The following is a 13,443-nucleotide window of genomic DNA, read 5'->3' as shown; positions in this document are numbered from 1 at the left end:
CTACATCCTGTTGAGCACTACACTAAAATAAACACTAAAGCATTGTCTTGGATGCAAACCAGCCTAAAACAGAGGAAATCACGTATCAAATCAAGTATAAATACGTGTGACATGGACAATAATATGGAATCAAATTTTTCAGACATTAAGTCATTGGGATTTGTCGCTTGCAAACTCATGGTAATATACTTCCATTTTAATGAGCCTCTATTACAGATTTAGTAAATTTTTCTATAAAAGGATCAACATCAGGTTGATTACCTATAAGTTCAAGATCAAAACCAACTATAGCAGGATAATCATTGACTACCTCATTGAAATCTTTATCAAGTTTATCTGGCATTGGAAAATTATTACCAGCTCCAAAGGGCTCTTGTTGACCAAAAGCAATACCCTTTTGTGTTAGTGTTTGTAGTCTAGTGTATAAATCTTTGGCTTCTTGATTTAAATTAGCCTCAGCAAAAATACCATTATTCGTGTATTGGATACGATTGATATATTCAATTAAAAATTAAAAAATGTGATGAGGAAGTAAAATGTAACAGAAATGAATTTTGAACGTTTTTTATATAATTTAGCAATACTAACCTTTACTAAATTATTTGAATAAAAAAATCAAATCGAATTCTATCAAAGAGGCCAAATTTTCCAATTTGTTTGACAAGCATTATAACAGATTGTACAATTATGCCTTTAAAGTTTTAAAAGAAACTGACCTTTCTGAGGAGTTAGTTCAAGAAACTTTTATCAAGCTATGGGAAAATTTTGAGCATATCAAGGAGTCCGAACGTTCTATTGAATCATTTTTAATCACAACCCTCAAAAATAAAATTATAGATGATTATAGAAAAAAACAGACCAGGGAAAGACATACTAATTTATATGCTCTTAACACCAGTATAGAAACCCATATTGATAAACAATGGGAATTAGTACAGCGTATTGAAGATATTTATACTACTCTCGAACAAAAGACAACAGATATTTTCAAACTATCAAGAGATAAAGGTTTGACTTACAAAGAAATTTCTAAACAAAAAGGCATTTCTATAAAAACCGTAGAACTTCATATTTCAAAGGCTTTAACAGCATTTAAGAACGGCTTAAAGGATTACTTTTAAGAAAAAAACGGGTTTTTAATAGGGAGACCCTGCTTGGCAAACGTCTTATAAGTAGTAAACACCTTTTTGGTATGGAGCATTTTAAAATTACGGAAACCGAACTTTGGGAATATATCTCAAAAAAGGCTGATGATATAACGATTCAAAAAGTAGAAAAATGGATGGATTCTACAGATTTTGATGAAGATTTATTTATCAAAATAACTACCATTCATAATCATACTTCTGAACAAAGTCCTTCTATCGAACAAGCTAAAAAACGTTTTTTTAATACTGTCAAACCAAAGACAACTGGTTGGAAAGACATGCTAAAATATGCAGCCATACTGATTGTAGTAATTTCTGGAACATATCTATACAATACTTTATTATCAAATAACAATCAAATAGTCGTACAAACAACTTTTGGTGAACAAAAGAACATAGAACTATCAGATGGCTCCAAAGTCTGGTTAAATGCATCAAGTAGCTTATACTATGATGCAGAAACTCCAAGAACTTTACACCTGGAAGGAGAAGCATTTTTTGAAGTTGCAAAAGATACATTACACCCCTTTACAGTTACCACACCAGATCACATTACAGTAAAAGCTTTAGGTACCAGTTTTAATGTTAAATCGTACATGGATAGTCCTATTACAGAAACAAAATTACTTACAGGTAAAGTAGAGGTTACTTCTGATATACAGTTTGAAAAAAGTGTTATAATGATTCCGGATGAAAAAGTAATCTTTTATAAGAACACCAAAAAAGTAGTAAAGTCTAAAATGGATCTTAATGAATCTAAAATTGCCTGGAAAGAAGGAAAAATACAATTCGAAAACAAAACCTTTAGAGCAATAGCTATTGACCTAAAAGCTCAATTTGGCAAACAAATCCACTTTAAAAATGAAGACATTGCAAATTCTAAATTTACAGGTTCTTTTGATAATACAACTCCTATAGATGAGATTTTTGAAATCCTTAAAATCTCAAAAGATTTTACATATAAACTAAATACAAAAACTAATGAGTGGATAATCCAATAAAAAAGTGGGAAAACTGCCATTTTCCCACTATAAATGCTAAAAAATTCTAATCGCGAAATCAGTAAAAATTAACAATATTCAAATTTATGAAAATAAACCTTTTTGAGGTCATCCCATGGCTAAAAAATAGTTATGGAAAAACCATTTTCTTAATGAAATTATCCTTCTTTCTTTATCTTGTTTTTTGTTTTCAACTCTTAGCATTCAATGGCTTTTCTCAAAACAATGTCACACTAGAGGAAGAAAATAGTTCATTAAAATCAATTATACATAAAATTGAAGAACAAACATCTTACAATTTTATTCTAAATAACGATATAATCGATGTTGATCAAAATTTTAGTATTAACGTTATAGAAAAGGATGTAACAAAAACAGTTGCATTACTTTTTAAGAATTCTACAATTTCTTATAAAATCAAAAAAAATCATATTATTCTTTCCAGAATCAAAAAGAAAAATGGTGATTTTACCATTTCTGGAGTTATTACAGACGCAAGTTCAGGCGAAACACTTATAGGTACCAGTATTATTGTCAAAAATAGTAACAAAGGGGTATTTACTAATGAATATGGTTTTTATTCTATAACATTACCAAAAGGAGATTATCTTTTTGAAATTTCACACTTGGGATATGCAACCAAAGAAGTTGCAATACAATTGCAACGTAATATGAACATAAAGATAGAACTTCAACCCTCTTCAAACGAGCTAGATGAAATCATTATATTATCAAATCAGAACAATAAAAGTCAGGTAGCATCAATTCTTGGAGGGACTTCTAATTTAACAACATCAGAAATAAAAAAATCACCAGCTCTTTTGGGAGAACCAGATATTACCAGAACGGTATTAGCGCAACCAGGGATTAGTAGCGTTGGCGAAGGAACCAGCGGTTTTAATGTAAGAGGTGGGAATGTTGATCAAAATTTAATTCTACTCGACGAAGCTCCTTTATACAATACCTCTCATTTATTTGGATTGTTTTCTATTTTTAATGCAGATGCTATAAAAGTTATACAATTATATAAAGGAGAAATCCCAGCACGTTTTGGAGGTAGAGCATCATCGGTACTAGAGGTTCGACAAAAAAACGGAGACTCAAAAAGAATAAAGGGAGAAGGTGGGTTAGGGTTATTGTTTTCTAAATTTACTATAGAAGGCCCTATTAAAAAAGATAAGGTAAGTTTTTTAGCCTCTGGTAGACGATCTTATTTTGATGTGTTTTTTCCTTTTTTTAAAGGAAACGAAGCTGTTGATAAATTCCATTTTTATGATTTGAATACAAAACTTACCTGGAACATCAATAAAAACAATACGTTGTATGCCTCAGGTTTTTTTGCTGCTGATATTATAAAATTTAATCAAGAAGAAGATGGTGAAGGGGGATTTGATTCTGACTTAGACCTTGGATGGACAAATACTACTGCTACCTTACGATGGAACCATATCTTTTCTAATAAATTATTTGCAAATATTACAGGTATTTATAGTAAATATGATTATTCATTTGGAACCAGACAGGATCTTGGAGAAGAAGACATAGAAGACACCTTTAATAGGTCTATCAAAAATTGGATTTTTAAGCCTGATTTCACTTATTATTCAAATCCTGTTACAAAAATGAGATTTGGTCTTTCTGGTAATTTATATCAATTTATTCCAAAACAAAAAATACCAGAAGGCAATGTTCTTCTTGACAAAGAAAAAGCAGTACAACTAGCAGCGTATTATAGTATTGAAAAGCAATGGAATAAATTATCACTGCACACAGGTTTACGGTATTCCTGGTTTGCAAATTTTGGTGCAGAGAGTATAGCGATCTATAGGCCTGATTTACCTCAAACGCCAAGTACAGTTATAGGCTTTAGAGAGGTTAAAAATAACGAAATATCTAAAAGTTACTTTGGACTAGAACCACGCCTGGCCTTAAAATATGATTTTAATGATCGAAAAGCTTTTAAAATAGGATACAATAGAATGTTTCAATACATCCATTTAATTTCTGCTCAAACTATAGTTTTGCCTAATGATATATGGAAACCATCTGGAGAGTACATTTCTCCCTTAGAAGTGAATCAGTTTTCGGCCGGATATGCATATGATAGCAAGGATCAAAACTATAATTTTTCAATAGAAGGGTATTACAAAACATTTGACAATATAGTAGAGTATAAAAATGGAGCTAGGTCAGGAGTGGTTGACAACTTAGAAACCGAGTTAGTTCCCGCCAAAGGTTTTTCTTATGGATTAGAGTTAGCAGTCCATAAAAATAAAGGGAGACTAACTGGAAATGCAAATTATACCTATGCCGTATCTAAACGGAAAACAAAAAGTAATTTCTCTTCAGAACAGATTAATAACAACGCATATTTTCCTTCAAATTTTGACAGACCTCATATATTGAATATTACAGCAAATTATAAATTATCTAAAAAGTGGGAAATGGGAGCTTTTTTCACCTATCAAACAGGAAGACCCACTACTCTTCCCAATGGTAGACTGAGCATAAACGGAGATTCATTTCTTACATTTTCTGATAGAAATGCCTTTAGAGTTCCAGATACCCATAGAGCCGATATTTCGTTTACCTATACACCCACAGGTAATCCTAAAACCAATTGGAAAGGTAGTTGGAGTTTTGGGTTATATAATGTGTATGGTCGCAAAAACGTTTTTTCCATTAATTCTACTTTGGACGATAACAAATTAGAAACTGGACAAATCTCTTTGATTCCAGCCCCAATACCCTTCATATCTTATAATTTTAAATTTTAGAATCATGAAAAAACTATCTATACATATAATACTTGTTTTCTTATGTATTGCAACAAGTTGTGTTGATGACATCGCTCCAGATTTTGAATTTAAAGAGCAAGTTTTTGTTTCTGGATTGCTTACCAATGAAGAAGGTTTTGTGTCAGTTCAAATTCAAAAAACAGTAGCGGTAACCGATACCACCTTTGGTGCTATAAACGATGCACAAGTATCCTTATTTACAAGAGATGCATCCAATACAGTCTCGTTGGTTTCGGATTCGTTTACAGTAAATAATGGTGAATATAGAACATCAGCAATAATTACTCCCATAATTGGAAATACTTATTGGATCGAAGTCATGCTACCTGATGAAACTGTACTCATATCAGAAGAAGAAATTTTAAAATCACCCATACCCATTATAGATATGGTAAAAAACGGAAACACGGTTCGGGTAACTTTTACAAGCCCAATCGATGAACAAAATTTCTACTTAATTCGCTCAGAGGTACTTAAAGATGGTGAGTTAATTTCTGATGAATCAGGTGTATTTGATGATAGAGCTATAAATGAAGAATTAGAAAAAAATCTTGACATTAGTTATAACATAAGTAATGGTGATGCATTAAGGATCAGTATCAACAATATTAACTTTAACACGTTTCAGTTTTATCGCAATGTACTTGGAAACCCAGATGATCTGGAGCTATCATCTTTATTCCTGCCTATTAACATTATCGGTAATATTACCAATACTACAAATTCCGAATTGACATTTGGCAATTTTGGTATAGCAGGATTTAGTACCATGACTATTAATTTCTAAGCGAACACTTTTTATAAATACAATTTTTTCAAAACTAGTTGAGGTAATAAATTACCCCCGGCAGTCTTACCCTTCTATTTTAAAAAAATAACACCTTTTAACAATGTAATTCACTTATTAAAAAGAGGTTACCCTAAACAAGGTACCCTGTCAAATAATTATAAACAACATAAAAATTAAAGTATTATGAAACATTTTAGCAAGTACACAACAACAATTATTTTATCATTACTTTTTATTAGCTGCAGCTCTGATGATGCCAATCAAACTATTGGAATATCTAAGGAAATTAAAGATTTAATTTATTTCAAAGGAGATGAAGGTGCATCTACAGTTATAGTAAATGCCCAAAGTGGACCAGATACAAAACTCAGCACAGGTGAAGTTGACGAAATTTTTCAAACTTTTGATACTACCGACCTTTTAGTGGTCAATGTACACCAAGCACAAACATTAAATCCTAGTCTATTTGAAGCAAATGATATAACATTTGATCGAGCTATTGATTTAAATACAGAAAGTGTAGAAATGATTTACAAGGTCGTCAAATATTTTAAAGATCAAGGAAGAACCGTTTATGTTTTAGGAATTTCGTTTGGTGCATTTATAGCACAAGATCTTATCGCAAAAAAAGGAGCAGATGCAGCAGATCAGTATCTCATTATGGTAGGTAGACTGGATATGAATGCTATTATGTGGCAAGCATTTTCTGAAGGAAGGCCCGGGTATTTTGAAAACGGAATTACTCCTATAATTGACCAAGAAGTTGGTGCAGACTTAATTGATAGAAATTTGGATCGACTAGCCGCTGGATTGTCGATGAATAGATATACAGAACTTCTTAATACGTTTGAAGATTTATCCAACATCACCTACATTTATGGAGAAATTGACGAAGCCGTTGGTAGACTTACCGATTCAGAAATTGAATTTTTGCAGTCAAAAAACGTTAACCTAATCACTAGCAGTGGAAATCACGATGACACTATTAATGATTTTGTTGTACAAGGTTTTAATGAGGCATTTGGAATACAATTACAATAATTAATCATACCATAGGTACAGTTGACAAGAAGTTACTAATAATTTCACAGACTATTTTTCATGATTAAAATACTGTAAAAATACTTTTCTGGTATTTTTAATAAAACCGATGTTCTTTTAAAAACAAAAATATTCACAAACAAAAATGACCATCTCAAAATGAGGTGGTTATTTTTTTTTAGTATTTCTAATAAAACCAACAAGATTATACTCTTTTGTAACAAAACTAAAACGGAAATTTTATAACATTCTAAACTATAAAATCTCTACAATGAAAGCCAAATTCTTATCAAACTTAATAACAAGATATAGTTATAAAACACATCCGAAGTACAGAAAAGCAGAATAATTTTATCAATTTTTAGAATACTATATCCTTTTTCAATCTTATTAAAGTTGAATCACAACAAACCAAAAAACTGAGATTATTTCAATGGTAATAACTTATCAAAAAACAAATAAACCATTGATTATCAGTAAAAAAACAAAACATCAAGATTGATCTCCAACAATTTTTAGCTAGAGAAAATAACTTTTGCGAACATAAAATATTTCAACTTTTTTTACATATTTAGCGAACGTTCGCTTTTTTTATCAAAAACTTTTTTATAATATTGTCCTGTAATTAATTATGAAAAACAATAAATCATTTGTCTAAACTATATACAGCTTTCATAAAAAGGTGATCTAGAAGTATTGAAAAAATGAGGTTATGATTTTCTTAATCGCATTGCAAAAAAAAGAACCCCACAAATGCTGTTTCGTAGATATTGATCGGGATTCAAATTATTAATAAAATGGTAAAAATCTAAAGGATGAAATCTCAAGCAAAAACTAAAACATTGGTTACAAATTGGGCTATTAATAATACGATTGACTACAATAGTTATGATTACAATGCTCAAAAAAACAATAGTTAAAACAAAGACATTAACCTAAAATAAAAATTAAAAACAAGATTATGACTACTTATAATTCGACTCTTGATATCGTACGTAAACTAAAGGCAAAACATGGAAATACCTGGGCAACCATAAATCCAGAAAACGCGGCGCGTATTGCTGTACAAAATAGATTTAAAACAGGATTAGATATTGCCAAATACACGGCTTCTATCATGCGCAAAGACATGGAAGCTTATGATGCTAATAGTGTAAATTACACACAATCCTTAGGTTGCTGGCATGGTTTTGTTGCCCAACAAAAAATGATTGCGGTAAAAAAGCATAAAGGCACCACAGATAAAACATACCTATATCTTTCTGGTTGGATGGTAGCAGCATTACGTTCAGAATTAGGGCCTTTACCAGATCAATCCATGCACGAAAAAACCTCAGTTCCTAAATTAATCGAAGAGATATACACCTTCTTACGTCAAGCTGATGCTGTAGAATTAAATGATCTTTTTCGTCGTCTGGATGCAGGAGAAGATGTTCAAGCCGAGATCGATAATTTTGAGACCCATGTTGTACCTATCATTGCCGATATTGATGCTGGTTTTGGTAACGAAGAAGCAACGTATCTTTTAGCCAAAAAAATGATTGAAGCGGGTGCTTGTGCACTTCAGATCGAAAACCAAGTGTCTGATGCTAAGCAATGCGGTCACCAAGATGGTAAAGTAACAGTACCGCATGAAGATTTTATAGCTAAACTAAATGCCCTGCGGTATGCGTTCTTAGAATTGGGTGTAGAAGAAGGTGTAATTGTTGCCCGAACAGATTCTGAAGGTGCCGGTTTAACACAAAAACTACCCGTATCTATGGAGGATGGAGACTTGGCATCACAGTACATGGATTTTGTTGAAGCAGAGGAAGTTCTTATAGATGAGGTTAATGAAAATGATGTCTTATTCAAACGTGATGGTAAATTGGTTCGTCCGGTACGCATGCCAAACGGTTTGTATAAATTTAAAGAAGGTTCTAATATCGATCGTGTTGTATTGGATTGTGTTACAAGTCTAGAGAATGGTGCAGATTTATTATGGATTGAGACTCCGACGCCAAATGTTAAGCAAATTGCGCATATGGTAAACCGAGTTAAAGAAAAGGTGCCAAATGCCAAATTAGTATACAACAATTCTCCATCTTTTAATTGGACGATCAACTTCCGTCAGCAGGCATTTGATCTTATGGTAGAATTAGGGGAAGATACATCTGATTATAACCGTTCTGAGTTAATGGATGCTAAATATGATGGTACTGAATTATCAAACCGAGCAGATGAAATGATTCGATTATTTCAAGCAGAAGCATCTCGTGATGCTGGTGTATTTCATCATCTAATTACACTACCAACATATCATACGACTGCGTTACATATGAACGATCTTGTGGAAGGTTATTTTGGAGACGAGGGAATGTTGGCTTATGTAGACTCTGTTCAACGTCAAGAAATACGAAAAGGTGTATCTTGTGTAAAACACCAACGTATGGCAGGTTCTGACTTAGGAGATGATCATAAAACATTTTTTGCTGGTGAAAAAGCGTTAAAAGCTGGCGGAGAGAAAAATACCAGTAATCAATTTGAAATTAAAACAAATATCAAAGAGCCAGAACTGGCTTTAGATAAGTAAAATTCATATTGAAGTTATTTAGAAAGGTGACCTTATTGTTGGTCACCTTTTTTGTAGTTTTAAAAAATAAAAGAAGCTGTTGAATTACCTTAGTAGAAGTGAAGTTCTATAGTGTTAGCTTGATCATGAACAAATTAAAACATTGAATCTACATCTAATATTGAAAACGAAAGAGTAGTTTAATTACGGCTACTCTTTTGTTGATGAAAAATTGTAATTAATAATCTGTATAACCTACTTCGCCAGGTGTATAGAAAGTATCAGGATTAGGATCTATAAGCTCTTGATTATTTTTTAGCTTCTCAACCAGATTTGGATTTGAAATAAATGGCCTTCCTATATATACTAAATCGTATCCTTCATTAAGTAGTTTCTCAGATTTAGATATGCTATCTACATCTCCTCCTACAATTATATTTCCTTCAAAAACAGTCTTTATCGTTCGTTTTATATTTGTAGTAAAATCAGGAGCATTCATAGCAACTCTTTGATCAACGATATGAATATAAGCTATACCTAATTTACCAAGCTCCTCTGCCATATATGTATAGATATCTACCAGATCATCATAATCTCCTTTCATATCATTAAAAACACCATAAGGAGAAACACGAACTCCAACTTTATTACTTCCTATAACATCTGCTACGCGTATTGCCAGTTCCAGTACAAAACGGGCTCTATTTTTATAATCTCCGCCGTATTCGTCTGTTCTAACGTTAGTTTTCGGATTAATGAATTGTTCTAATAAATATCCATTTGCTGCATGAAGCTCGACTCCATCAACACCTGCATCAACCAATTGCTTTGCAGCGTTCACATAATCGTCCTGAACTTTTTTGATATCTGCAATAGTCATTTCTCGTGGTGTATCATGTGGCTGAAACCCTTTACTGTCTGTATATATTTCTCCTTCTAGCGTTATCGAAGATGGTGCAAACACTTGTGAATTTTGAGGTAGGTTTAACAGTGATGTTACCCGACCAGTATGCATTAGTTGTACAAAAATATTTCCTCCATTTTCATGAACCCCTTCTGCAACATTTCTCCATCCTTCAATCTGCACTTTAGAATATGCACCTGGTGTTCTGGCATATCCAAGACCATTGGGCGAGGGTGAAGTACCTTCTGAAATGATTAATCCAGCGGTAGCTCTTTGTGCGTAGTATTTACGCATTAATTCATTTGGAACATTATTAATAGCTCGATTTCTTGTTAAAGGAGCCATAACAATTCTATTATTTAATTGTATATCTCCTAACTTAAATTTTTCAAACGTTTTCATATTTTTTATTTTTTTTATATCATCGTCTTTAGACTACTTCATGAATATAGGCGTATCAACTATTATCTTTCGTTAAGCTGAAACAAGGTTTTTGACTATTTCAGAGGTAACCACATTACCTCCAATACTCCAATTAACTGGATCTTGTTCATCTATGATTACTGTAACAAACTTGGCAAAATCTTCATTGCCTCTTCCTTCTGTTTTGATCATCAATTCTGTTATCCCTTGATGGATTTCTTTTTTAATTTCTTCTGTAAGCATTCCTTTTGGCGTACTAATTTTTACTGTTGGCATTTTTTAAGTTATTAAAGGTTTATAATTTATTTACATTTTTTTATGAGGAGTGATATAGGATTGTTTAAATAGAAAATATCCTTCTCTAATCTCACATTTTACTTTTATCCTCAGAATATTATTTTAAACTACTTTGCGTAGATGTTCATATCAATTTTAGTATTAAACTTGATATTTGTCCAATACGTTGTCGCCCATTTTTTACCCATGACTTCACCTTTCCAATTAGATGAAATTTCTACACGTTCTGTAGGTACTTTTATACCATCGATTGTCTCGTAATGAAGCTTTAACAATTCTGGTTCTGTGATTCCAAATGCTACGACTGTAAACAATAATTGATCAATTAGTTTTGTTTTTTTGTTAACATATAACACATAAGTATCTTGAGAGTCTCCAATATTATTACCAAATGTTACTTTTATCAGATCATAATCACGTCCTTCTACTTTTTTGTTACCAATATGTTGCAGATTTAATCCTTTATCCTGTAACTTAAAGAACATGGCGAACCAATAATAATTTGTCTTTCTCCAAAACCGTGCTATTTGATTTGCTTGCTTATCATTAGAAATTTTATCATCAAACTTTATCCAAACATTTTCTCCGTCATACGCTTCTGTTACTTTACCTTTTCCTTTTAACATAGAATGTTCAGAATATGTTGCAAAAGAGCGCTCTTTATCAAAAACATAGATTTCCTTACTCACAAGAGACATTGGCATATTTGGATCTTTATATTCTACATCATAAGTGACATTTTTCATATTGTAGAAAGCATTCTTGCCTCCCAATTCATTAATCATATCTGCTATTATTTTTTCAGCATTTTGAGCAGATACCATAGGTATTGTAAAGATTGCTATCAGTAGGGTTTTAATTGTGTTTTTCATTTTTTAATGTTTATTTTATTATTTCTATTTTGTGGATTTATTGTTGTTTTTATGCATCGGTCAATACTTCTAGAATTTGTAAGTCTATTTCTGAAAAAAGCATAGACCTAAGTATCTTAAAATCTCCTGTTCTATTTCTCCACTCTCCATAATCCAGGTAGTGCTGACTAGATTCCCAATGCTCTATGAGGATAAACTTATAAGGTTCCATAGGAAATCTTGATATTTTTGCACTTTCGCACCCCTTATAATCTCTTGTGTCAGGAAGTATTCTTTTAAAAAAATGGTGGACTTTTTCAGTGTTTTCTGGTTGAGCAACTAGCTCTATTTTTACCATAATTTTCATAATATCTGCTTTTTGATTACATAGAGTATTATAATGACCTTAATGCTCTGTCGAATTTCTATATTTTATTAATTTGTTATTGTGTATGTTTTTCTCACAATCTTCAGATTATTGCTACCCTTCAACACTCATTCATATTTGACAAACAATACGTCTTGTGTTTAAAATTAAATTGGTGTATCGGCTATTTTTAACAATATTTATAATAGCAACCTATTTCAGTATTAGTTTTTAAGAAAAAGGTTATTATTATTTTTTACCAAGACTTAATGGATTTAAGAATATTGAAATAAAGTCCCATCCCTAAAAATGGTGTAGGATCATCTCCAAATGTGCCTCCTACTTCGATGTAACCTTGAATATAATTTTCTAATATTGGCGTGGTGAAACCCAAAAAGTAATTCCCTGTGTTTCCTGTTAATATTTTATCTATTGCTATATACGCTCCAAATTCATTTGAGATATTATAGTTAACAAAAGCACCTGCTCCATTTGAACCAAAATTATAGTAGGGAGCTATGGACCAATCCCCTTTTACAATAGCAGCAGTAAAGAATAGTGAAGTGTCTACAGAAAACGGCGGATCTCCTTCAAAAATAGTCGTTGCAGAAGGTGAAAAAATAAAACCAACAAGTATTTCTTTAGACAGTTTTTTGTCTTGAGCTATCAGGTTTATTGTAAACAAAAACAAGAAACCCAATAAAAATATGCACCTGTACATCACTAATTTTAGGTTGAGCTTATTTATAAATTGAGGTGATAGTAGGATCCACATTCCAAATATCAACAGCCATTTTCCATTCCCCTTTTTTATCTTTTTTCCAAACCGTAACGACTTTTTCAAATAGACTTACCGTGTTGCCATTTTCACCATCAAAATTCACTAACATTAGATCTATTGTATAACCTAAATCAACACTCTTAGACACAAAAGCTTCTTGTGGTTCCCAAGCGACTTTAAAACCAGGTAATGATTGAAATTCTTGTAATATTTTTCTAATCTTTTCATGACCTCGTATCATCCCTTTATCTGGAGCCATCATTATACCATCCTTTCCAATAAAACTAAAATATTCTTCGGTTGAAAATGTTTTAGACCACTTGCGACTGGTTTCCATTAAATTGTCTTCTTCATACTTTTTTTGTTCTGCTGTTTGCTCAGCTAATGGTTTTACTACATGTTTTACTTTTTCCTCATTTGCACAAGAGGTTACTAAATAACCTATTAATGCTATTAAAAATAATTTTCTCATTTTTCTTTATTCATTATTA

13 protein-coding genes are annotated in these 13,443 nt (G+C 31.8%); 6 read left to right on the top strand and 7 right to left on the bottom strand.

Annotation, left to right across the window (positions count from 1 at the left end; genetic code table 11):
* Positions 1-196 precede the first annotated feature (196 nt).
* Entirely contained in the window at positions 197-343 is a 147-nt protein-coding gene (locus PQF96_RS24845; RefSeq protein WP_271769366.1) for a hypothetical protein, read from the bottom strand.
* A 259-nt stretch (positions 344-602) separates the two neighbouring features.
* Here PQF96_RS24845 and PQF96_RS24840 point away from each other — a divergent pair, with 259 nt between their 5' ends.
* The 6 genes from PQF96_RS24840 to PQF96_RS24815 all read left to right on the top strand — a co-directional run bounded on the left by PQF96_RS24840 (position 603) and on the right by PQF96_RS24815 (position 9,350).
* Complete coding sequence (locus tag PQF96_RS24840) at positions 603-1,121, top strand: RNA polymerase sigma factor (RefSeq protein WP_271769363.1); 519 nt, start codon at positions 603-605, stop codon at positions 1,119-1,121.
* Between the two features lie 71 nt (positions 1,122-1,192).
* A complete protein-coding gene (locus PQF96_RS24835) occupies positions 1,193-2,149 on the top strand; it encodes a FecR family protein (RefSeq protein ID WP_271769360.1) in 957 nt (318 codons plus the stop codon).
* A gap of 86 nt (positions 2,150-2,235) precedes the next feature.
* Positions 2,236-4,926 carry a TonB-dependent receptor gene (locus tag PQF96_RS24830; RefSeq protein WP_271769357.1) on the top strand — a complete coding sequence of 897 codons (2,691 nt, stop codon included), beginning with the start codon at positions 2,236-2,238 and terminating at the stop codon, positions 4,924-4,926.
* Positions 4,927-4,930: 4 nt separating this feature from the next.
* Positions 4,931-5,734 (top strand): DUF4249 family protein, encoded by an 804-nt coding sequence (locus PQF96_RS24825; protein WP_271769354.1) that lies wholly within the window; start codon positions 4,931-4,933, stop codon positions 5,732-5,734.
* A 186-nt stretch (positions 5,735-5,920) separates the two neighbouring features.
* The gene (locus PQF96_RS24820; RefSeq protein WP_271769352.1) at positions 5,921-6,778 is read left to right on the top strand and encodes a hypothetical protein; all 858 of its coding nucleotides are present in this window, start codon (positions 5,921-5,923) and stop codon (positions 6,776-6,778) included.
* A gap of 961 nt (positions 6,779-7,739) precedes the next feature.
* Entirely contained in the window at positions 7,740-9,350 is a 1,611-nt protein-coding gene (locus PQF96_RS24815) for an isocitrate lyase (RefSeq protein WP_143918832.1), read from the top strand.
* A 217-nt stretch (positions 9,351-9,567) separates the two neighbouring features.
* Here the strand turns inward: PQF96_RS24815 and PQF96_RS24810 are convergent, their stop codons facing one another.
* From PQF96_RS24810 to PQF96_RS24785, 6 genes are all read right to left on the bottom strand, one after another.
* Entirely contained in the window at positions 9,568-10,635 is a 1,068-nt protein-coding gene (locus PQF96_RS24810) for an alkene reductase (RefSeq protein WP_271769349.1), read from the bottom strand.
* Positions 10,636-10,707: 72 nt separating this feature from the next.
* The gene (locus PQF96_RS24805; RefSeq protein ID WP_109434079.1) at positions 10,708-10,932 is read right to left on the bottom strand and encodes a tautomerase family protein; all 225 of its coding nucleotides are present in this window, start codon (positions 10,930-10,932) and stop codon (positions 10,708-10,710) included.
* Between the two features lie 128 nt (positions 10,933-11,060).
* The gene (locus tag PQF96_RS24800; RefSeq protein ID WP_271769346.1) at positions 11,061-11,825 is read right to left on the bottom strand and encodes a DUF6503 family protein; all 765 of its coding nucleotides are present in this window, start codon (positions 11,823-11,825) and stop codon (positions 11,061-11,063) included.
* Positions 11,826-11,874: 49 nt separating this feature from the next.
* A complete protein-coding gene (locus PQF96_RS24795) occupies positions 11,875-12,171 on the bottom strand; it encodes a putative quinol monooxygenase (RefSeq protein WP_109434081.1) in 297 nt (98 codons plus the stop codon).
* Positions 12,172-12,427: 256 nt separating this feature from the next.
* A complete protein-coding gene (locus PQF96_RS24790; RefSeq protein ID WP_160114009.1) occupies positions 12,428-12,892 on the bottom strand; it encodes a hypothetical protein in 465 nt (154 codons plus the stop codon).
* A gap of 19 nt (positions 12,893-12,911) precedes the next feature.
* Positions 12,912-13,424, bottom strand: coding sequence for a YybH family protein (locus tag PQF96_RS24785; RefSeq protein ID WP_271769340.1), 513 nt, complete (start codon positions 13,422-13,424; stop codon positions 12,912-12,914).
* Positions 13,425-13,443 lie beyond the last annotated feature (19 nt).

This window comes from Aquimarina algiphila (assembly GCF_947494415.1).
Classification (GTDB): Bacteria; Bacteroidota; Bacteroidia; order Flavobacteriales; family Flavobacteriaceae; genus Aquimarina; species Aquimarina algiphila.
Note: the sequence above shows the minus strand (reverse complement) of the source record. Positions and strands in the feature narration are given on the sequence as shown.